This is a genomic window from Pseudohalocynthiibacter sp. F2068 (assembly GCF_023015645.1).
Taxonomy (GTDB): domain Bacteria; phylum Pseudomonadota; class Alphaproteobacteria; order Rhodobacterales; family Rhodobacteraceae; genus Pseudohalocynthiibacter; species Pseudohalocynthiibacter aestuariivivens.
Genome location: NZ_JALKAK010000002.1, coordinates 210050 through 232461, shown reverse-complemented (window position 1 = coordinate 232461; position 22412 = coordinate 210050). Strand labels below are relative to the sequence as shown.

Genomic DNA, 22412 nt, shown 5'->3' with positions numbered 1-22412 from the left:
TCGCGATTAGGTTAGACCCAGATCAATTCCGCAACCTTGACTCGGATCAAAGAATTGCAGGCCAACTGCCGGAGTTAGCGCTGAGATGTTTTCCAATTTGGGTGAATCCACGGCTCAACATTTACCGGAGGCAATTGTGTTTTTCCCAATATATGGTCTGATGCCTTTTCCCCAACCATAATTGAGGGTCCATTGAGGTTGCCGTTTGTAATGCGCGGGAAAACGGAACTATCTGCGAGACGCAATCCATCAACGCCGATGACACGCGCCTCCGGGTCAACAACAGCGTTCGGGTCGTCAGCTTTGCCCATTCTGCACGTACCACACGGATGGTAAGCGCTTTCCACGTGTTCGCGAATGAAGCCGTCCAGCTCATCGTCAGTTTGCAGCCCTGCACCGGGCTGAATTTCATGTTTCACAAACGGCTTGAATGCCTCTTGCGCAAAGATTTCGCGGGTGAGGCGGATGCAGGTACGAAAATCCTCCCAGTCCTGCGGCACTGACATATAGTTGAACAGTATTTTCGGGGCATCATTGGGGTCCGCCGATGCAAGTGACACCACGCCGCGCGAGCCGGACCGCATTGGGCCCGTATGGGCCTGAAACCCGTGCCCCTCTGCCGCCGCCTTGCCATCATACCGGACCGCCATTGGCAGAAAATGGTATTGAATATCGGGGTAGTCCACACCAGCGCCAGAGCGGATAAAAGCAGCACTTTCAAACTGGTTAGATGCGCCGAGCCCGGTCTTTGTAAACAACCACTGCGCCCCGATCACGGCCTTGGAAATAAGGTTCCAATGTTTGTAAAGCGTGATGGGTTGGCTTGATGCCATCTGAAAATAAAACTCCAGGTGATCTTGCAAATTTTGCCCAACGCCCGGTCGATCGGCAATCACCTCGATGTCATGCTCTGCCAGATGCGCTGCTGGCCCTATGCCAGAAAGCATAAGCAATTTTGGCGAATTCAGTGAAGACGCGGCAATAATCACTTCGCGGTGCGCACGAACAACTTCTACCCGCCCACCGCGTTCAACCTCCACACCAACAGCACGCCCATCTTCGACTACTACCTTGCGCGCAAACGCACGAGTTAGATCGCAGTTCTGGCGTTTCAGCGCCGGGCGCAAATAGGCATTCGCAGCCGACCATCTTCGACCCTTCCAGACGGTTTGCTCCATCGGGCCAAAACCTTCTTGCTGCTCGCCGTTATAATCGCCCGTGGTTTTGTAGCCCGCTTGCTGTCCAGCCTTTACGAATGCTTCATACAACGGATTCTTTCTTGGCCCGCGCGTCACATGCAGGGGGCCATCAGTGCCCCGCCAGGTTGGATCGCCCCCGTGCCCCCCCGAATGCCATGATTCCATACGTTTGTAGTAGGGCAGCACGTCAGCATAGGCCCAACCCGTCGCCCCAACCTCTGACCAGTGGTCAAAATCGCGGGCATGACCCCGCACATAAACCATCCCATTGATCGAGGAAGAGCCACCAATCACTTTTCCGCGCGGCGTCACCAGACGACGCCCACCAAGAAATGGCTCTGGCTCGGTCTGATATCCCCAATCGTACATGCCCATGTTCATCGGGTATGAAAGTGCTGCTGGCATCTGAATGAAAGGCCCGGCGTCAGTCCCGCCGTGCTCTATTACAAGGACACTTGCGCCAGATTCTGACAACCGATACGCCATAGCGCACCCCGCAGAACCCGCACCGACAATTACAAAATCAGCTTCCATTCTTTTTTCCGTCCACTTTCGCACCACGCATCAGTAAGGCGCTTCGACATCATTCATAGACACATAAACAGAGCGCAGTTCTGAGTAATGATTGACCGCGTTCTTTGAATTCTCTCGCCCGACACCCGACATTTTGCTACCGCCAAAAGGGGCCTCTACTGGGGCAAGGTTGTAGGTATTGATAAAGCAACTTCCGGCTTCAAGCTTTCCAATCACCCGGTGCGCCCGTGTCAGGTCATTTGTAAATACGCCCGCGGACAAGCCGAATTCAGTGTCATTGGCACGTGCAATCACCTCAACTTCATCCTCAAAATCCAGAACAGACATCACGGGGCCAAAAATTTCCTCACGCGCAATGGTCATGCCGTCGGTCACATCTGCAAAAACTGTCGGCTCCAGATAAAACCCCAGTTTATTAAGTTGATTTCCGCCAAAAACCAGCCGTGCGCCTTCGTTCAGCCCTTTGGCAATATAGCCTTTGACAATGTTCAACTGGTTTTCGGAAACCAAAGGGCCGAAACTCGTTGCTTCGTCTAAAGGATCACCGATCACCGCCGTCGCCAGACGTTCTGACAGGCGTTTCAAAAACGCTTCTTTAATGCCCTTTTGCACAAACACTCTTGTACCGTTTGAGCAAACCTGCCCGGAAGAATAGAAATTTCCAAGGATGGCGCCGCTAACCGCATTTTCGAGGCTGGCATCGTCAAAAATGATCATCGGGGATTTGCCGCCAAGTTCCATTGTGACGTGTTTCATTCCGTCTGCTGCCGCGGCATAAACCTTGCGCCCGGTTGGAACGGAACCCGTAAGTGAGACCTTTGCAACCCGTGGGTCAGTGACAAGGCTGGACCCTACGTCGCCATATCCCTGAACAACATTGAAAATACCCTTTGGTGCGCCAGCCTCGATCAGAATTTCCGCAACTTTGAGAGCAGATAAGGGTGTTGTCTCTGATGGCTTGAAAACCATCGTATTTCCACAAGCAAGCGCGGGAGCCGCTTTCCAGCATGCGATCTGGGTTGGGTAGTTCCAGGCACCAATTCCGACACAGAGACCCAGTGCTTCGCGAACAGTATAGACGAAATCCCCCCCGGAGAGAGGAATGTGCTCTCCCGTCAGGCTGCCTGCGATACCACCAAAATACTCCAGTGCATCCGCGCCAGAGGTTGCGTCGGCAACGAGGGTTTCCTGAAGTGGTTTGCCGGTATCCAGCGTCTCCAGAATGCTCAGGTCACGGTTTCTCTCACGTATGATATCTGCTGCGCGGCGCAAAACTCTGCCCCGCTCTGTGCCGCTTAAAGCGGCCCACGCGCCCTGCGCCGATTTCGCGGCTGCTAATGCTTTGTCGACGATATCCGGCGTCGCAGAGTGAAGCGTTGCGATGACCTCTCCACTCGCGGGATAGATCACCTTAATAGGTGCGCCCGAAGTGTCCTCAATGTAGGCGCCATTGATGAAATGACTGGCCTTGGGTTGAGCGTTGTAATTCAAACTTCAATGCCTCCGGCGGGGATATTTATAGAAACTGGTTTGCTTATTCCCCGCGAGGGAAACGCTGATCATTTTCGAGTGTGTCAAGATTCATATGATTGCGCATGTAGCGTTCACTTGCCTTTTGCAGCGGCTGATAGTCCCACGGGAAATAGTTGCCATTGCGAAGCGCTTCGTAGACCACCCACCTGCGCGCCTGGCTTTGGCGCACAGCTGCGTCGAAATCATCAAGGTTCCAGCGGGCTTCAGATTTGGCGCGCAATGAATTCAGAGTTCCCGCATGTTCTGGATCATCTGCCAAATTACGAAGTTCATGCGGATCTGATTCCAAATCAAACAACTGATCGGGGTCAAGCGCACAGCGGTTGTATTTCCACTTTCCGTAACGCAGCGAGACAAGCGGCGCATATGAGGCCTCAGCCGCATATTCCATCGCAACCGGGGATGTGCGCGCTGCCCCTTTGGCAACAGGAACAAGGCTTTCACCGTCAGTCCAGGAAAGCACCTCTTCCATACTGACGCCTGCAAGATCGCACAGTGTTGGTGTCACGTCGATATTTGAGACGGGCGCAGTTTCAAGCCGCGGTTCAAGACCTGAAGCGGCCACCATCAATGGCACCCGGGCAGAGCCCTCGTAAAAGTTCATTTTGAACCAGAGGCCGCGCTCACCAAGCATGTCACCATGATCCGAAACAAAGAGAATGATCGCGTCTTGCCGTGTTGCTTCCAGCGCCTCCAGAACATCGCCGATCTTATCGTCCAAGTAACTTATATTGGCAAAATAGGCCCGGCGAGAGCGGCGAATATCTTCCTCTTTAATATCAAATTTCCGCCAGTCATTTGCATCAAAGATACGTTTTGCGTGGGGATCGTGTTCTTCATAGGGCATCGCCGGAATTTCCGGGAGCAGGTGTTCGCAATCCTCGTAAAGATCCCAGTATTTTTTTCTGGCAACATAGGGATCATGCGGATGGGTGAAACTGACGGTCAGACACCAGGGGCGGTCATCTTTTCCGCGCGCCAGATCATAAACCTTGCGGGTCGCGTTGTAGGCAACTTCGTCGTCATATTCCATTTGGTTGGAAATTTCGGCAACACCTGCGCCTTTGACGGAGCCCATATTGTGGTACCACCAGTCGATCCGCTCTCCGGGTTTGCGATAGTCAGGCGTCCATCCGAAATCCGCAGGATAGATATCTGTGGTCAGCCGTTCCTCAAAGCCATGCATTTGATCCGGGCCAACAAAATGCATTTTCCCAGACAGGCAGGTCTGATAGCCTGCCCGACGCAGATGGTGAGCATATGTTGGGATATCGGAGGCATATTCTGCCGCATTGTCGTAAACCCTGGTCCGCGACGGCAGTTGCCCTGACATAAAACTTGCCCGTCCCGGTGCGCATAAGGGTGACGCGGTATAACAATTTTTAAAACGCACAGACCGTGCCGCCAGCGCCTTTAGGTTCGGAGCATGCAGCCAGTCTGCTGGGCCGTCAGGGAACAAAGTACCGTTCAACTGATCGACCATGAAAATAAGAATATTGGGCTTTGTCATTTTGTTTGCTCCAGCAATAGATCAAAGTGTTCCATCGTAAGAGCAACGGCTTGTTCCCGGCCCACCCGATGGTCGCACAGCGCCTGACGGATATAGACACCGTCAATCATTGACGCGATCCCTTCCGCCGCTGAAACCGCCTTGTTCCCAAAAAGGGGCCGCATCGCAAAAACCAGATTCGAATGCAGTCGTTTCTGGTAGATTTTCAAAAGCCGCCTTGCCTGCGGGCTGGTTTGTGCCAAAACGTAGAAGTTCAGCCACGCGGCGATCACTTCTTCACGAAAATTTCCGGCTTCAAAGCTTGCACGAATGATGGCGCGGACACGCGCTTCAGGGCCTTCGGAAACAACCAATGCACCACGAACCGCCGCACCGAATATCGTCAGAATATGGCGCATCGCTGCGAGAAAGATTTGCTCTTTTCCACCAAAGTAGTGATGTGCCAAAGCAGAAGATACGCCTGCCCGCTTCGCGATCTGGCTTACCGTCACATCCAGAGAGCCTGCACGACCAATTTCAGCGATCGTGGCACTGACCAGCGCCTTGCGGCGAATAGGTTCCATTCCGATCTTTGGCATGACATACTCCAAAAAGACTTGCTTTGTCGAAAATGTTGCATTTTAATTGACTCGTCAATCAATAAAAACAGGGACCTCAAAAATGACCTTAAAATCTGCTCTATCTGCCCTTGCTCTGCTCGCTGCTGCCGGACAAGCACAAGCCGACTGTGGAACAGTTACCTTTTCTGATGTTGGCTGGACTGACATCACAGCAACGACAGCGACAACCAGCCTTGTGCTGGAAGCGCTTGGTTACGATACCGAAATCAAAGTTCTGTCTGTACCAGTCACATATATTTCGATGGCCGAAGGGGATATCGACGTATTCCTTGGTAACTGGATGCCAACCATGGAGGGTGATATAGCTCCCTATCGCGAAGCCGGAACGGTGGATATCGTTGGCGACAATCTGAACGGCACCGCTTATACGCTGGCCACTAACGCTGCAGGTGCCGCACTTGGAATCAAAACATTTGCTGACATTGCACCGAATGCAGACGCCCTTGAGGGGAAGATCTATGGCATCGAGGCGGGAAATGACGGCAACCGTATCGTGATGGACCTGATCAGCGCCGACACTTTTGGCCTAAGCGCAGTTGAAATGATCGAAAGCTCTGAACAGGGCATGCTTGCGCAGGTTGATCGGGCAAGCCGCAAAGACGAACCAGTTGTATTCCTTGGCTGGGCACCGCATCCAATGAACTCAAACTTTGAAGTAACCTACCTGACAGGTGGCGAAGAATGGTTTGGTGCCGAAGGCGACGTTTATACAAACACCCGCGCCGGATATGTCGATGAGTGCCCGAACGTCGGTGCATTGCTGAAAAACCTGCAGTTCACGCTGGATATGGAAAACCAGATCATGGGTGCAATTCTGGATGATGGCGAAGATGCAAACGATGCTGCTGCCGCTTGGCTCAAAGCCAATCCAGACGCAATCAGCCCATGGCTTGAAGGCGTAACAACGAAAGACGGCGGTGATGCAATGGCGGCAGTATCTGCTGCACTTGGCCTCTAAATCACAAACAGTTTGGCCCCGGCAAATGTCGGGGCCAAACTTTTTTATAAATCAAAAACAAAACGGACCGTACAATTTGTATCGGTAGAGGGACGGAAATGGACTGGCTGACAGAGACGAAGATACCGGTCGGCAAGGCCGCAAAAAACGGGTTTGAATGGCTGCGAGACAACGCCGATTGGTTTTTCGACAGTTTCGAAAGTAGCGTTGGTTGGCTTATCGAAACGATGCTCACATTGCTCCAATACCCGCATCCGTTGGTGATCGTGGCGATGTTTGTAGCCCTAACATGGGCGTTACAGCGGAGCTGGAAACCCTGCCTTCTGGTATTTCTTAGCTTTTTGTTTATTCTCAATCAGGGCTATTGGGATGAAACGCTGGAAAGCCTGACTTTGGTTCTGTTCGCCTGTATCTTCTGCATGTCGCTCGGCGTGCCAATCGGAATTGCAGCCGCACACCGTCCGCGCCTGTTTCAGGCCATGCGTCCGGTGCTTGATCTCATGCAAACACTGCCGACTTTTGTTTATCTTATTCCGATGATCGTTTTCTTTGGCATTGGTATGGTTCCTGGGCTTATTGCCACTGTGATCTTTGTGCTTCCCGCTCCGATCCGCCTTACGCACCTCGGGGTCAGTTCCACTCCCATGCCCCTTTTGGAAGCCGCGCGCGCCTTTGGTGCTACACCTCGACAAACTCTGTGGAAAGTTGAATTACCCTACGCGCTACCGCAAATAATGGCAGGGTTGAACCAAACTATTATGCTGTCGCTTTCAATGGTTGTAATCGCGGGTCTTGTGGGTGCTGACGGACTTGGCGTACCGGTTGTCCGCGCATTGAGCCAGGTGAATGCCGCCCTTGGTTTTGAAAGTGGTCTTGTGATCGTTGTTGTTGCAATCATGCTTGACCGTATGCTGAGAGTGGAGCGTTAAATCATGGGTACTTCAGTAGAATTTGACAACGTCTCTATCGTTTTTGGCGAAAAACCACAGCTTGCTTTACCTATGATGGACGAATTGAAAGAGCGCGCCGAAATACAATCCGCGACTGGGCAGGTTCTGGGGGTGCACGACTGCTCGCTCACAGTGTCCGAGGGTGAAATTCTTGTCTTGATGGGCCTGTCCGGATCGGGAAAATCGACCTTGCTGCGCGCGGTAAACGGGTTGAACCCTGTTGTTCGCGGAGCGGTCCACGTCAACGATGGATCGGGCATGATTAACGTAACTGCGGCCCCTCCAACAGAATTGCGGCGCATGCGCCAAACCCGCATTGCAATGGTGTTTCAGCAATTTGGTCTGCTGCCCTGGCGCACTGTGCGCGAAAACACAGGCCTCGGATTAGAGCTTGGGGGTATGTCCAAAGCAGAACGGCACCGCAAAGTCGATGAACAGCTTACGCTGGTTGGTCTGTCCGATTGGGCGGAGCGCAAAGTTGGCGATCTTTCCGGTGGTATGCAACAGCGCGTCGGCCTTGCCCGCGCCTTTGCGACAGATGCTCCGATCCTGTTGATGGACGAACCCTTCTCGGCACTCGACCCGTTGATCCGCACGCGGCTACAGGACGAGTTGCTTGAACTTCAGGAAAAGCTCCAGCGTACCATCATCTTTGTGAGCCATGATCTGGACGAAGCCTTCAAGATAGGCAATCGCATCGCGATCATGGAAGGGGGGCGCATCGTGCAATGCGGCACACCGCAGGATATCTTTTCAAATCCCGCGAACGAGTATGTTGCCGATTTCGTTGCTCATATGAATCCCCTTGGGGTACTCTGCGCGCGCGACGTTCTGGAAGCTGTTGACGGTGTTCCGACCATCACCGTCGGGCCAGACACAGATATACGCGAAGTCATGGAAAAGGTGCAGGAAACTGGCCAACCCGTCGGAGTCATCGAAAACGGCACACTTATAGGTCAGGTTACAAAGGACCGGGTTCTCTCAAAGCTTCTTGATCCAAGAAGTTAGAATGCCTCCGGCGGGGATATTCTTAGAATAAAGAAAGAGATCGCCCGGGTTTCCGGGGTCGAAAGTAGGATGGTCTGAATCTTTCTTTTAAACTTTTGTCGCGGAAACAGGTGGCGTTATCGCCCTTCGTTTAAGGACCGCTTCGCGCCAACTGATAAAACTGATCGCCGCTATGATGATGCCGCCACCGAACATAACCCAGCTATCCGCCGGCTCGTTAAAAAACACAGCGCCAAGCAATGTTGCCCAAACCAACTGCAGGAATGTGACCGGTTGCGTGACGGATACCGGCGCTGCGCGAAACGCCAGAGTCATTGAAAAATGGCCTGCTGTTGCGAAAACAGCGACCAAAAAAAGCCAGAACAGCTGTGCGAGCGTCGGCGTCACCCATACCGCCCAGGCAAAGGGCGCAAGCCCGATTGTGACCGTTATAGACAACATTCCCACAACAACGCCGGGGCTTACGATATCGGCCATCCGTTTCGCAATAAGATATCCGAACGCAAACAAAATGGCAGTCAGAAGCATTGCAAAATGGCCTGATGATATCTCTCGAAAACCGGGTCTCAGAATAATCAATGCGCCTATGAGTGCAGCCATAACGGCCAGGAAGCGGCGTGCGGCAAAGCGTTCACCCAACACAAGAGCAGCCCCAATTGTTACGTATACCGGGGAAAGATAGTTCATTGCCGTCACCTCGGCGATTGATATCTGAGTCATCGAATAGAACCACAGGATGACACCAATCGTTTGCGTCGCGCCACGTAGCGAAAAAAGCGCGAGGTCTTGTCTTGTGAGCTGCGCATTTAAAATTGGACGGATCATCGGGATCACGAAAACCAAACCAAGCGCGTACCGCAAAAAGGCTGCCTCGGCAGCGGGAACGGCCCCGCCAACATGTTTTACGATTGCCGTGACTGCAACAAAACAAAGCCCCGTCACCAACATCCAGAACACGCCCCACAAAGGGCGTTGTGCAATTGTTGGTTTAGGTGAATTTCTCATGATGGCAGATGATACGAACGAGAAGGGGCAAGCAAGCGCTATTCAATCAGTAACCCAATTGCGATCACCCACATCGTTAACGCAACGCCTGCGTCAAGAACCCGCCAGGCATTTGGCTGGGCAAACACCGGGCCTAGAAGCCTTGCGCCGTATCCAAGGACAAAGAAAAACATAAAGGAAGCCGTGACTGCCCCTGTTCCGAATGCAAGCCGGTTTTCGTAACCGGTTGAGACAGAGCCCAACAACACAAGCGTATCAAGGTAGACATGCGGATTAAGCCACGTGATTGCAAGACTGGTCAAAACCACTTTCTTAAGGCTACTTCCTTGTTCTTTCGATTCAGCCAGCGCTTCCCCGCCCCGAATAGCGGCTCGCGCATTCAGAAAACCATACCATATCAAAAACACAACCCCGCCGTACCTAAACATGGGCGCAATCCACGGAGCTGCGTTCGCAACCCATCCAAAACCAGAAACGCCCGCAGCGATCAGTATCGCATCGGATAACGCACAGGTAAGACAAACAGCAAAAACAAACTGGCGTCTCAGACCTTGCCGTAAAACAAGCGCGTTTTGAGCTCCGATCGCGACGATCAGACTCAAACTAAGTAAAAACCCTGCACTCAATGCCTGCACTGCAACCTCCAAACTTGACGCATGCCTATTCCGGTGCGCAAACTAATTCAAATTAATTTTCCTTAAGAGAATGAAGTAATTCTAATGCTGGAATACCCGCTTCTTAATGCCTTGGCCTCGGTGCTGCGCACCGGAAGTTTTGAACTTGCTGCACATAGCTTAAGCATTACGCCTTCAGCAGTGTCGCAACGCATTAAGTTGTTGGAAGAAAGATTGGGTTGCGTTCTTATAGTCCGCGGTCATCCTTGTTCTGCAACGCCTGCTGGGTCACGCCTGTTCCGGCACACCGAAGAAGTCAGCTTACTTGAACATACACTTGCCGCTGACTTGAAGGGTCTTTTACCCGATGAAAGCATTCCGACAATACGCATCGCTGTAAATGCTGACAGCCTTGCGACGTGGTTCATTGAAGCGTTGGCAGAAACGACTGGAATGCTTTTTGATCTTGTTACAGATGATCAGGAGCACTCCGCTGATCTGCTGCGACGGCGCGAGGTCATGGCAGCGGTAACGGCGCATCCCGGTCCGGTTCAGGGGTGCGACTCGCAACCTCTAGGGGCACTTCGCTATATCGCGGCCGCGAGTCCAGCATTCGTCAAACTTTTTTTCCCAGATGGGCTGACTGAGTACGCCGCCCGGCACGCACCGGCGTTAACTTTCAACAATAAGGACAAACTTCAGGAAACATGGCTTCATGGCCAGCTTGGTACGTTGATCTCATTTCCGACACACATGCTGCCATCGAGCCGTGGATTTGTAGATGCAGCATTAGCGGGGCTTGGATGGGGAATGAACCCCGAATCACTGGTCAAAGCACATATTGAAAACGGAAATTTGGTGACATTGGGCACAAAACCAGCCCTGGATATTCCACTTTACTGGCAGTCAAACCGGGCTACGCGTAAAGCACTTACACCTTTGACCAAGGCCGTCCGGACAGCGGCAAAACGATATTTGATCGCTTGGTAGACAATCTCTCAAACCGGGATCTAAAAGGTCAAACCCGATTTGCCTGCATGAATAGAGGTAGTCCAGAATGAAAAACACGGCACCAAGTAAAGGTGCCGCGTTCCGAATTTCGCAGAATTTAAAGCTGTTCCAGCACTTCGTCAGATGCCTCAAAGTTGGCGGTCACGCGTTGAATATCGTCATCATCTTCCAAGGCATCAATCAGCTTCATCAGCTTCTGCATGCCTTCAAGATCAAGCTCGGTGGTTGTCTGTGGTTGCCAAACGAGCTTGGTGGATTCGGATTCGCCAAGTTCCGATTCTAGCGCATTCGAGACGTCATTAAGATCTGTGTCTGCACAATAGATCGTATGCCCGTCTTCGTTGCTTTCGACATCTTCAGCGCCTGCCTCTATTGCAGCCATTAAAACCGTGTCTGCGTCTCCAACTGACGCAGGATAAACCACCTCGCCTTTGCGGTCGAACATAAAAGATACTGATCCGGTTTCACCCAGATTTCCACCATTTTTTCCGAATGTTGAACGCACGTTAGAGGCCGTCCTGTTGCGATTATCGGTCATTGCTTCGACGATCACCGCCACACCGGAGGGGCCATAACCTTCATAGCGGATTTCGTCGTAGGTATCACCTTCGCCAGCTTGTGATTTCTTGATTGCGCGATCAATAACATCCTTGGGGACAGAGTTCGATTTTGCCTCTTTGACCGCCAACCGCAAACGCGGGTTCTTGTCTGGGTCCGGGTCACCCATTTTCGCGGCGACTGTGATCTCTTTTGACAGCTTAGAAAACAGTTTCGAACGCGCTGCATCCTGCCGCCCCTTGCGGTGCTGGATGTTGGCCCATTTTGAATGACCTGCCATAAGTTTCTCCTTGGGCGGAATTTCTATTTGGCCCTCTATAAAACAGCGTCCCTACTGGCTGCAAGCCATTGCAATTTTCACGCCATTCAGATTGGCTGTATGCAAAGCAGAGGACGCGTTCATGACCAGTGACCAGATTATTTTGTTCAGCCTGTTTGGCGCAGTCTTCGCGTTGTTGCTTTGGGGGCGGTTCCGATATGACCTGGTCGCTTTTGCTGCCTTGATGGTTGGTGTGGTGCTGGGAGTTGTTCCCTCGAAAGACGCGTTTAACGGGTTTGGGCACCCTGCAACCTTGGTCGTAGCTTTGGTATTGGTGGTTTCTGCCGGATTGGTCAGGTCAGGTGCGGTGTTTCTGATAACACGCACACTTGTCGATAGTTCACGCAGTCTAGGTGGCCACATCGCATTGATGGGTGGAATAGGCGGCATCCTTTCAGCGTTTATGAACAATGTTGCAGCACTTGCCCTCTTGATGCCCGTTGACATTCAAACCGCCCGAAAAGCTGATCGTGCACCAAGCCTGAGCCTGATGCCACTCTCTTTTGCAACCATTCTCGGCGGAATGGTGACAATGATCGGAACACCGCCAAACATCATAATCGCCTCGATACGGCAGGATGCGCTGGGCGAGCCGTTCCGCATGTTTGATTTTGCGCCGGTCGGAGGCATTACCGCGATAGTCGGGCTGGCTTTCGTGGCATTTATTGGTTGGCGACTTATCCCCCAAAGCGCAGAAACTGGCGCCGCAGGCAACCCGATGGCGGAAATTGCTCAGTATATCGCCGAACTTACCATTCCCGCTGAGTCCAAACATATTGGGAAACGGTTGTTCGAACTTTACGAAACTGCGGAAAAAAACGATGTCGCTATTCTGGGTCTTGTGCGCGACGGCAAGCGTAAGTTTGGAACGCAGCGCAACACGACACTCGCCGCAGGAGACGCGCTTGTTCTGGAAGCAGAACCTGATGCGCTTGACGAATTCCGGTCCGCACTGTCGCTCGATTTTACAGATTCCAAGCGTCAGGATGCGCTCCACGCGGACGCAGAAGGTTTGGCAATTGTTGAAATGGTCGTGACCGAGAGTTCACGTATCAACGGAAGAACTGCGCAGGCAATTGGGCTAAGTTGGCGACGACAGACGGTGCTTATGGGAATTTCCCGGCAAGGCAAACAGATCACCGACCACGTACGTAAGACCGAAGTTCGTGTGGGCGACATTCTGCTATTGCTGGTCCCACAACAAAACGCAGCTGAAATAGTCGACTGGCTGGGTGGGTTGCCGCTTGCAGATCGCGGGCTTGCCGTGACAGACGATAAGAAAGTCTGGATGGCAATTGGGCTGTTCGCGGCCGCCGTTGCGGCGGCAAGCTTTGGTCTGATCTACCTTCCTGTTGCGCTTGGTCTTGTGGTCATCGCCTTTGTCTTGACTAAAATCATACCAATTTCAGAAGTTTACACACATATTGAATGGCCGGTTGTGGTGTTGCTTGGTTCCATGATCCCGCTCGGCGCAGCGCTTGAAACTTCTGGTGGGACAGAGTTGATTTCCAGAACGCTGATTTCCGTAACAAACGGCATGCCAGCATGGGGCATCCTGACAGTTCTGATGGTTGTAACCATGACCCTTTCGGATGTTCTGAACAACACCGCCACAACCATTGTTGCAGCGCCTGTCGGGATTCAAATGGCGAATACATTGGAGGTGAACCCTGACCCATTCCTGATGGCCGTCGCAGTCGCCGCTTCCTGCGCCTTCCTGACGCCGATTGGGCATAAGAACAACACACTGATCCTTGGGCCGGGCGGGTATAAATTTGGGGACTACTGGCGAATGGGTCTGCCGCTTGAGATTCTTGTCGTCGCGGTATCGATTCCGGCGATTTTGGTGTTCTGGCCTCTATAATACGTGAAAAATAACGGCATCTCTTACCCAGACGAATACCCCGAAACGCACTCTGAGACTTCCCGCACCCTTGTCGTTTAACCTAAGGATAACGAGGGCGCGGCGGGGGAAAATGCAGTCAAGCTCATGTAATGTAAGCCACTCGGATTTTTTTCCACAAATCTTGAAGCGACGCCTAAGGTTCAAACTTGAGATAATTAGTGGGAAACCATGAATTGATCACCATTTTCGTAACTGCCTAAAAACGCTCTACCCCATGCAAGAAAAGTAGCGGCCTGTCTCGCCCGCACGACTTACTTTCTACAGGACGGCAAGACTTTGTACGGGTGGCCCTTCGTAGAGAAAAAGCGAGGGCCGAACGGCTGAACGACACGCCCTCTGCGGTTTCATGGATTTGAAAGAGCTGCTCCAAGAGATCCCACGTCAGCACAAAAGGTAGAGATAAATTTCGGGACCCAAATAGTGACAATTTAAATCAAACTAAACTTTTTGAGGGAGATATTTCTTGTTTATCTTCAGCGCTCTAATTGAAGGAGGGTGGCCATGAGATTCGTGAATGCGTTGCTACTATTTGCTGCGGTAGCCAGCTGTAGTACGAAAGAGTTTCAGGCCGAAAAAGCTGTTTGCGCTGCAGAGTGGATAGAAAAAATACCACCAATGTACCAGCAAATTGCCGTGCAGAGAACAAGGGCTACCGAAGTACCTACCGGCAACGTCACGTGCCAAACACAAGGATCCGGCAACACAGGCTCCGCGAATTGCATTCAAGAGATGAAAACGGAATACATTCCGTACACTGCAATTGAAACTGTTGATATTCGCAAATCCGTGAGAGATCAGCGGATCAGTATGTGTACAGTAAGCGCCTGCAACAGGAATTACGGCAACTCAGAGTGCAAGCCCGCAGGTTAGCACAGCGTGAGATCTGGGTTACCGCGCTTGTTATGCTTGGGCCTTCTCAGGAATCGGTAGTTCTGATGAACGGCGAGCGGTATAACTCCGATTCAAAGGGCTTACCAACCCGCGCAGCGTTGCTACGGTGGCTGCTATTGTGCTGACCTCAGTGATGAAAGTTTTCCGCTCGTTTGCTTCGAGGACCGCACCTTGTTCTTGCATGCGTTTGGCAACGGCTTGACGTACTTCTATCACTTAAGAGCAGGTCAATATCCAACAAGCCGTCAAACAACGGAATGACCACCTGGTCATAGGCATGTCGTTGCCTGCCCGTATTGTCGCATTACCTTTTCTATCTGACATAACCTTACCGTCCCGAGCACATTTACAGCGGCCAAAGAAATGGAATAATCGCCGAAGCAAGCAACCCGACACTCAGATTAAGGGGAATGCCAACGCGCATGAAATCGGTAAATCTGTACCCGCCCGGTCCATAGACCAACATGTTTGTCTGGTAGCCAATAGGCGTTGCAAAGCTCGCTGAAGCAGCGACCATCACCGCCACGACTAAGGGGCGCGCATCTACTCCCAATGCGTCAGCCAACCCGATAGCAATGGGTGTAACGACCACAGCAACAGCGTTGTTCGACACAAGCTCTGTCAGGACAGACGTGAGCAGATAAATCGCCCAGATAATCAGGAACGGAGGCATGTTCCCAAGCATAGGTGCGACCGCGTCTACAATCAGTTTTACAGCCCCCGAAGCTTCCAGCGCGGCCCCGATGGCAAGCATCGAAAAAATCAACGCAAGTAAGCGCCCGTCAACGAAAGAAAATGCTTCTTCTGCATCAATGCACCGCGCAATCAGGACCAGGGCGACAGCGAGGACGGAGAGCATGAAAATTGGCGCGACCCCAAAGGCCGCCAAAACAACGATCGACAACAAGGTTATTACGGCAAGGGGCGCATGCGTCCTTCGATAGGCGCGTCCAGAAGGTTTGCTGATATCGACCATTTCCATATCAGACGCGAGCCGCTGAATATCTTCAGGCGCCCCTTCAAGAAGAAGCGTATCGCCGACCCTTACAATCAAATCATCCAACTGCAGTCCGATGTTCTGGTTTCGCCGATGCACCGCCAAAGGATAAACCCCGTACCGCCGCCGCAACCGCAATGCCCCAAGCGAACGCCCAATCATCTTGCATCCGGGTGAAATAAGAACCTCAACCGTTGACGTTTCAACCGCCGAAAGCTGATCCACCCGTTTCAGGCTTTTGTTACGTTGCAGTGAAAGCAGTTCCGTTACTTCCGTACGCAAAACCACCCGGTCCCCAACCTGAAGCGTTACATCCTTCAGGTTTCGCCGAAGGGAGTCGTCGCCGCGCAAAACGTCAACCAGACGAACGCCTTCGCGTTTGAACAATTGCACCCCGGTCACTTCACGTCCAATCAGATCGCTATCAGGCGGAATTGCGGCCTCTGTAAAAAATTTCATCTTTGTGCGGTCAGACAGCAGATTTGCCATCGAGTCCCGATCAGGCAACAAACGCGGGCCGATAAACCGCAAATAGATCATTCCCCAAGCCACAAGGATCAAGCCAAGTGGTGTGACTTCGAAAATCGAAAACGCTTCTAACCCATTCGCGCGTGCAACACCGTCAACCAACAGGTTTGTCGAGGTACCGATAAGCGTCAGGGTGCCACCTAATATCGCAGCATAGCTGAGAGGTATAAGAAGCTTGGAAGCTGATACTTTCAGCTTTCGTGATAGTTGTACAAAGACCGGTATCATGACTACAACAACCGGCGTATTAGACACAATCGCAGACGCAAAAATCACAAACCCCATCAAAGCGCCTATCGCCAAAACGGGTCGTGCTTCTGCATTGCGTTCCGCGACCTGTGTAAACCAGTCAAGTGCGCCCGTCCGCACCAAGGCACCCATCACGATGAACATTGCCGCAATCGTCCATGGCGCGGGATTTGACAGAACCGTCAAGGCCTTGTCATAAGGCAAAATACCAAGCGTCAGCATCACTGCTGCCCCGGCAATTGCAACGACTTCGGTCGGATATTTTTCGCGGATAAAAAGAATAAACATCACCGCAACAACGGTCAGCGCGACGACGGCTTCACCAGTGGGTGAGAAAAAGGAATTTGAAATCATCAGGTCCTGTCAATTCCAGCTACTGACTGGCATCTTTGCCCGTAGGTGTCTCTGATACAAGCTCGTTGTTATCACGCGGTTGCACAAGAAAGATTCCGACAAACATCATTCCCATCGCGAGCCATAGGTAGCCCGAGTAGCTTTCCCCCAAAACCAGCATCGCCCAGATCACGCCAAAGCCAGTGACAAGATATGCAACCTGGACCGCAAATGTCGGCCCAGTACGCCCCACAAGCCAAACATAGGTCGTGTAGACGATAGCATGAATTACAGATGATAAGGCTAATGCATAGTCGGGCACACCGTAAGGCGGACGCGGGTCAATCCATTGGCCAGATAATATTGCGAGCGGAAATGCGATAAATGCACCCATCAGGGATGCCCCATAGAGCACCTGAATTGGGTCGAGTCCCGCCGTGCCCCATTTTGCGACGATGTTGCCTTCAAGTCCGTAAAAAACCGGAGCTATCAGCGCGAGCGGAATGAAAATCAACATCGCCCGCTCCGGCAAGCTTGCCTCTGGGCCAATGATCAAAAGGACACCAAGCAATCCAAAACAAAGGCCTAAAAGACGCAACCAACTGAAACGGTCGACACCAAACAAAAGAGCAACCGGAAAGGCAAACATAGGAACAAGCGAAAGCAAAACTGAAATCACACCTGAGGGCAAATGCTGGATCGCTTTGTATGACGCTGTATTAGGCATGAGTGTACCAACCAAAGCGATCACGAGATAAAGCTGCAGATGCCTTGCTTTAAAAGGCAAAGATTTACCACGTAGTTTTGTGACTGCACCAAGCACGACAGCAGCAATGACCAATTGCCAGAATATGAGCCCAAACGCCCGGTAGCCGCCGCTGACCGCGAGTTTTGACAGTGGCTGCGTGAGACCCCACCCTGCCCCCATCAGCAACAGCACAAGTATTGGCCCCATCCGGGTTGTCACGGGGTGCTTTCTTCAAGGCGGCCGCCAACACGCACCATTTTCACCTGGTTTGCCTTGCCCGTCCGGTCATCTGTTTCAATGAAAAGGCCGGAAAGCGTCGCCTCGTTTGTTGCTGGCGTGAAGCGGCCCTTGCCCATACCCGTCACAAACCGACGCATTGGCTCTGCCTTATCCATACCGATCACGGAATTATAGTCGCCGCACATCCCGGCATCTGCCTGAAAGGCTGTACCAGCAGGCAATATCTGGGCATCGGCCGTAGGAATATGGGTGTGCGTTCCGACAACAATGCTGGCTCGGCCGTCGCACCAATGCCCCATAGCCATCTTTTCACTTGTTGCTTCACAATGAACGTCGACCAAAATCGCCTGCGCCATACCGCCCAACGGATGTTTCTTCAGTTCAGTCTCAACAGCTGAAAACGGATCATCAAATGGGCGTTTCATAAAGACCTGCCCAAGGACCTGCATCACCAGAATCTTGCGGCCCCGACCTGCATCATACAATCGCGCGCCTTTACCGGGCGCATCTTTTGCGAAATTCAATGGGCGCAGCACGCGTGGTTCCCGTTCGATAAAGGTCAGCATATCCCGCTGATCAAAAGCGTGATCACCTAAAGTGACAACATCGGCCCCCGCATCGAACAATACTTTTGCATGTGCGCCCGACAAACCAACGCCCGATGTTGCGTTTTCACCATTCACAACAATAAAATCAAGCCGCCAGTCTGCACGCAGACCTGCAAGTCGTTCCTTGATCGCAGTGCGGCCTGAACGGCCTACGACATCACCTAAAAACAGAATTCTCATGCAATCTGCCTAGGCCGCATATCAAGGATGTGCAATAAACTTTCATGCCTCCGGCGGGGATATTTTGGGAAAAAGGTAAGGTCAGAACCTAACGATTTCTTTTTCCGTGACAATGAAATCCAGAGGTTGATCCGTTTCTTCAAGTGGCAAATCGTTATCTTCTTGGGCTGAGAATGCAAAACCGATTGCGATTGTTTTCCGAATGGCACGCAGCCGTTCGAGCGTTCGGTCATAGAAACCACCACCATAGCCAAGCCGGTTTCCTGTGCGGTCGAATGCGACCAGTGGAACAATCAAAACTTCAGGTTCGAGGTAGCGTGCTTCCGCCGGAATTTGCGCACCGAAGGGCCCGTCAATCAACGCGCAGCCCGGCGTCCACTGACTGAATTTCAAAGGGAGACCTGCCCCCTCGATCACCGGAACAGTTATGAAACTGCTTTCTGCCATTTTTGTCATCGCAGGACGGGGATCAATCTCGGTACGGATCGGCAGAAAACCAGAGATGGTTTTACCGCCGTAGGGTTCCAGCAACTCCAGAAGCCGTGCCGCACCAACTGCGCCCTGCCCTTCTGCATGCGCTGCTTTTCGGCGTGCAAAGGCTGCTTTACGAGCCTCAGCCTTACGAACCGCTAAATCAGTACCCATGCCGCCAACCCCAAAAAGGCAAAAAACCCGACCACATCCGTCACCGTTGTAACGAAAGCACCAGATGCAAGCGCCGGATCCACACCCATTTTATCAAGTGACACGGGCACGAAAATCCCCGCCAGCCCAGCTACTACCAGATTGATCACCATAGCTGATGCGATAACGACGCCAAGCAACGCGTTTCCGAACCAGAAGTAACCGACCAGCCCCATTACCACGGCAAAAACCAGGCCATTGGCGAGACCAACCAATGCTTCGCGTCGAATAACACGCCAGAAGTTAGAGCTTGTAAGGTCTTTGGTTGCCAAGGCCCGCACGGCGACCGTCAACGCCTGTGTTCCTGCATTGCCCCCCATCGACGCCACAATTGGCATCAGTACGGCAAGCGCAACAAGCTGCGCTATCAAAGCTTCAAACTGTGCAATCACCAATGAGGCTAAAATCGCAGTAATCAGGTTAACAAAAAGCCATGGAAACCGCGCCTTGGTTGTTTCAAAAACCTTGTCAGACAGACTTGTTTCGCCAACACCCGCCAGACGAAGAATATCTTCTTCATGACCCTCATCCAAAACTACCATAGCGTCATCAATTGTAATAACACCCACCAGTCGGTCATTTTCATCAACGACTGGGGCTGATATCAGGTGATACTGATTAAAGGCATAGGCGACATCTTCTTCGGGCTGTGTCACCCTGACTGTCATGAAACTTTCTTCAGTCAAATCGCGCAATTTGACCGCACGCGGCGCGCCAAGTAGTTTTCCAAGCGTGACATAGCCTGTTGGCTTAAACCTTGGATCAACCAGAATGACATGATAAAACTCTTCGGGCAGATCATTTTGTGCGCGAAGATGATCGATGGCCTGACCAACATTCCAATGCTCCGGCGCGATGACAACTTCGCGCTGCATGAGGCGACCAGCAGATTCTTCCGGATAAGACAGCGCTTGTTGCACTGCCACCCTGTCAGCGTCTTCCAAAGCAACGAGAATAGCTTCTTTCTGAGGGCCTTCGAGATCTTCAAGTAGATCGACGACATCGTCTGTTTCCAGACCGCGAACGGCACCGGCCAATTCTTCCGGTTCAAGAAAACCGATAACTTCTTCTCGTAGTCCTTCGTCAAGTTCAGACAGGATGTCGCCATCTATCCCGCCTCTCCAAAAGACAACAAGCGCGCGTCTGTCTTTGTAGTCGATTTGTTCCAACATGTCAGCGATATCCGCCGCATGAAGAGGTTCAAGCAGGGCTTCAAGATGGACAAAATCCTGAGCTTCCAATGCCCTGAGGACCTGATCCACAAGTTCATCATCAAGTGCAAAGTCTTCGTCTTCGCGATCATCATTTTCAAGGATGTCTTCGCTCATGCCTTTGCCCCCAAGCTTTTGCGCTACATTAGACAAAAGACTTTCAAATAAACAGTGCAAATAGGGCGATTTACCTGTGCCAAAACCCCCCGTATCTTTAGGCAGCAAGGAGCGCGACATTTATGACAACCACTCATCTTTTACTTGGTCAGACTTTATCTTACACCAGTGATCCATTTCACTCGCCAATTGTTGACTCAGCAGAGGTTCGACAAAACGGCGGTGTGCTGGTCAAAGATGGAGTGATCTTTGGGGTAAGTGAGGGTGACACACTGCGCGCAGCTTATCCCCATGCAAAAGTACATGATTATGGCGATGCGCTTATCACAGCAGGATTTGTCGATGCGCATGTGCACTATCCCCAAACCGCGATAATTACGAGTTGGGGGAAACGGCTGATCGACTGGCTGAACGCCTACACTTTTCCCGAAGAAATGCGTTTTGGAGATAAAGGTTTCGCTGACGAAGTCGCGGGGCGCTATCTGGATTTGACACTCGCGCATGGCACAACAACTGTCGCCAGTTTCTGCACCATACATCCAGAAAGCGTTGACGCCTTTTTTGAGGCAGCGCTTGCGCGTGGGCAACGTGTATTTGCCGGGAAAACCTGCATGGACCGAAATGCGCCCGACGGGCTGCTGGACACGGCGAAATCGGGTTATGACGATAGCAAGCAATTGTTAGAAAAATGGCATGGTCAGGAACGTTTATCCTACGCCATCACACCGCGATTTTCCCCAACCTCAACACCCGAACAACTGGACGCGATGGGTTCACTTTGGGCGGAGCATCCAGGTTGCCTCATGCAGACCCATTTGTCTGAACAAACGGACGAGGTTGCTTGGGTTGCTGACCTTTTCCCGGATGCGCGCGATTATCTGGACACATATGAGCAATTTGGGCTGATTGGCCCCGGGGGTTTGTATGGCCATTCCATTTACCTGACAGAACGCGAACGCACGCGCTTGAAAGAAGCTGACGCAAGCCTGATCCATTGCCCAACCTCCAACACATTCATCGGCTCTGGACTGTTTGATATGGCTGGTCTGATGGCAGAGGGTCAGCGCATAGGTCTGGCCACCGATACAGGGGGAGGGTCGAGCTTTTCAATGCTGCGCACGATGGCTGCGGCTTATGAAGTTGGCCAGCTACGCGGCACACCGCTTCACGCGGCACAGATTTACTGGTTGGCAACTGTCGGTTCGGCCCGCGCGCTGCGCGCTGATGATAAGATTGGCAATCTCGCGCCCGGAATGGAGGCCGACATTGTAGTGCTGGACCTCAGCTCAACACCAGCGATTGCACAGCGAACTGCCCGTGCCGAAAATCTGTGGGAAGCGCTTTTTCCGACAATTATGATGGGCGACGACCGTGCCATTATAGACACATGGATCGGCGGACAGCGCTACCAAGCCCAAACTTAATCAGCACCCCGGTTCCGCAAACAAAAGAACCCAGTAATCCCCGGTTGCATAACCAACACCAATTTCCGAGACTTCCGCGCGTAAATTGTTATCTCGGTGACCGGGGGAATTCATCCAGTCCTGCAAAGTCGCTGCTGCTGTAACGTGGCCCTTTGATATGTTTTCTGCAACAACACAGGCATTGTAATCTTGCATAGCGACGCGGCTTTGCGAAGTCGCACCTTCGGGCGATATATGTGAAAAATAACTGCGTGAAGACATATCGTTCGCATGGATCTGCGCCGCTGTATTGAGAGCGCTGGAAAGTGACAACATGCCAATCCCGCGTGTGCGGCGCGTGCTGTTCAGCAACGAAACCATCTGTTGCGCGGCTTCGTCCGCGTTTCGGGGCGCAGTTGCTGTGCTATCATCCTTACCCAAACCACAGGCTGAGATCAGGACAAGACTTATCAGCGCCAGAATCAATTTTCTCATTCT

19 protein-coding genes are annotated in these 22412 nt (G+C 52.1%); 6 read left to right on the top strand and 13 right to left on the bottom strand.

What is annotated here, in order from left to right; genetic code table 11:
* Positions 1-74 precede the first annotated feature (74 nt).
* From betA to betI, 4 genes are read right to left on the bottom strand one after another with little or no spacing between them, the layout of a single operon-like run.
* Positions 75-1733 (bottom strand): choline dehydrogenase, encoded by a 1659-nt coding sequence (betA, locus tag MWU63_RS03465; RefSeq protein ID WP_213887409.1) that lies wholly within the window; start codon positions 1731-1733, stop codon positions 75-77.
* A 30-nt stretch (positions 1734-1763) separates the two neighbouring features.
* Positions 1764-3224 carry a betaine-aldehyde dehydrogenase gene (betB, locus tag MWU63_RS03460; protein ID WP_213887408.1) on the bottom strand — a complete coding sequence of 487 codons (1461 nt, stop codon included), beginning with the start codon at positions 3222-3224 and terminating at the stop codon, positions 1764-1766.
* Between the two features lie 43 nt (positions 3225-3267).
* Complete coding sequence (gene betC, locus MWU63_RS03455; RefSeq protein ID WP_213887407.1) at positions 3268-4776, bottom strand: choline-sulfatase; 1509 nt, start codon at positions 4774-4776, stop codon at positions 3268-3270.
* Positions 4773-5354 (bottom strand): transcriptional regulator BetI, encoded by a 582-nt coding sequence (gene betI, locus MWU63_RS03450; protein WP_213887406.1) that lies wholly within the window; start codon positions 5352-5354, stop codon positions 4773-4775. Before betI ends, betC begins: the two co-directional genes overlap by 4 nt.
* 82 nt (positions 5355-5436) lie before the next feature.
* Between betI and choX the strand changes: the two genes are divergently transcribed.
* The 3 genes from choX to choV all read left to right on the top strand — a co-directional run bounded on the left by choX (position 5437) and on the right by choV (position 8312).
* Positions 5437-6354, top strand: a complete 918-nt coding sequence (gene choX, locus MWU63_RS03445; protein WP_213887405.1) for a choline ABC transporter substrate-binding protein — start codon at positions 5437-5439, stop codon at positions 6352-6354.
* 98 nt (positions 6355-6452) lie between these two features.
* On the top strand, positions 6453-7283 hold the full coding sequence (gene choW, locus MWU63_RS03440; RefSeq protein WP_213887404.1) for a choline ABC transporter permease subunit: 831 nt from the start codon (positions 6453-6455) through the stop codon (positions 7281-7283).
* 3 nt (positions 7284-7286) lie between these two features.
* A complete protein-coding gene (gene choV, locus MWU63_RS03435; protein ID WP_213887403.1) occupies positions 7287-8312 on the top strand; it encodes a choline ABC transporter ATP-binding protein in 1026 nt (341 codons plus the stop codon).
* An 87-nt stretch (positions 8313-8399) separates the two neighbouring features.
* On the opposite strand, the gene MWU63_RS03430 is transcribed toward choV, so the two are convergent.
* Together MWU63_RS03430 and MWU63_RS03425 are read right to left on the bottom strand one after the other, a co-directional pair.
* On the bottom strand, positions 8400-9317 hold the full coding sequence (locus MWU63_RS03430; protein WP_213887402.1) for a DMT family transporter: 918 nt from the start codon (positions 9315-9317) through the stop codon (positions 8400-8402).
* A gap of 38 nt (positions 9318-9355) precedes the next feature.
* The gene (locus MWU63_RS03425) at positions 9356-9952 is read right to left on the bottom strand and encodes a LysE/ArgO family amino acid transporter (RefSeq protein ID WP_213887401.1); all 597 of its coding nucleotides are present in this window, start codon (positions 9950-9952) and stop codon (positions 9356-9358) included.
* A gap of 84 nt (positions 9953-10036) precedes the next feature.
* Here MWU63_RS03425 and MWU63_RS03420 point away from each other — a divergent pair, with 84 nt between their 5' ends.
* Positions 10037-10921, top strand: coding sequence for a LysR family transcriptional regulator ArgP (locus MWU63_RS03420; RefSeq protein ID WP_247076976.1), 885 nt, complete (start codon positions 10037-10039; stop codon positions 10919-10921).
* A gap of 118 nt (positions 10922-11039) precedes the next feature.
* Here MWU63_RS03420 and MWU63_RS03415 read toward each other — a convergent pair whose 3' ends face one another.
* Positions 11040-11780 carry a YebC/PmpR family DNA-binding transcriptional regulator gene (locus MWU63_RS03415; protein ID WP_213887399.1) on the bottom strand — a complete coding sequence of 247 codons (741 nt, stop codon included), beginning with the start codon at positions 11778-11780 and terminating at the stop codon, positions 11040-11042.
* A 121-nt stretch (positions 11781-11901) separates the two neighbouring features.
* Here MWU63_RS03415 and MWU63_RS03410 point away from each other — a divergent pair, with 121 nt between their 5' ends.
* Positions 11902-13683 (top strand): SLC13 family permease, encoded by a 1782-nt coding sequence (locus MWU63_RS03410; protein WP_213887398.1) that lies wholly within the window; start codon positions 11902-11904, stop codon positions 13681-13683.
* A 1279-nt stretch (positions 13684-14962) separates the two neighbouring features.
* On the opposite strand, the gene MWU63_RS03405 is transcribed toward MWU63_RS03410, so the two are convergent.
* The 5 genes from MWU63_RS03405 to mgtE form a co-directional block, all read right to left on the bottom strand.
* On the bottom strand, positions 14963-16744 hold the full coding sequence (locus tag MWU63_RS03405) for an SLC13 family permease (protein ID WP_213887396.1): 1782 nt from the start codon (positions 16742-16744) through the stop codon (positions 14963-14965).
* Positions 16745-16763: 19 nt separating this feature from the next.
* Positions 16764-17690 carry a DMT family transporter gene (locus tag MWU63_RS03400; RefSeq protein WP_247076974.1) on the bottom strand — a complete coding sequence of 309 codons (927 nt, stop codon included), beginning with the start codon at positions 17688-17690 and terminating at the stop codon, positions 16764-16766.
* Positions 17687-18499 carry a TIGR00282 family metallophosphoesterase gene (locus MWU63_RS03395; protein ID WP_213887395.1) on the bottom strand — a complete coding sequence of 271 codons (813 nt, stop codon included), beginning with the start codon at positions 18497-18499 and terminating at the stop codon, positions 17687-17689. The genes MWU63_RS03400 and MWU63_RS03395 overlap by 4 nt, the downstream gene beginning before the upstream one ends.
* Before the next feature lie 81 nt (positions 18500-18580).
* The gene (locus MWU63_RS03390; protein WP_213887394.1) at positions 18581-19144 is read right to left on the bottom strand and encodes a 5-formyltetrahydrofolate cyclo-ligase; all 564 of its coding nucleotides are present in this window, start codon (positions 19142-19144) and stop codon (positions 18581-18583) included.
* The gene (mgtE, locus tag MWU63_RS03385; protein ID WP_213887393.1) at positions 19129-20511 is read right to left on the bottom strand and encodes a magnesium transporter; all 1383 of its coding nucleotides are present in this window, start codon (positions 20509-20511) and stop codon (positions 19129-19131) included. Before mgtE ends, MWU63_RS03390 begins: the two co-directional genes overlap by 16 nt.
* A gap of 122 nt (positions 20512-20633) precedes the next feature.
* On the opposite strand from mgtE, the gene guaD reads away from it, so the two are divergent.
* Positions 20634-21935, top strand: coding sequence for a guanine deaminase (gene guaD, locus MWU63_RS03380; protein ID WP_213887392.1), 1302 nt, complete (start codon positions 20634-20636; stop codon positions 21933-21935).
* Here guaD and MWU63_RS03375 read toward each other — a convergent pair whose 3' ends face one another.
* Positions 21936-22409, bottom strand: a complete 474-nt coding sequence (locus MWU63_RS03375; protein ID WP_247076972.1) for a CAP domain-containing protein — start codon at positions 22407-22409, stop codon at positions 21936-21938.
* Positions 22410-22412: the final 3 nt, after the last annotated feature.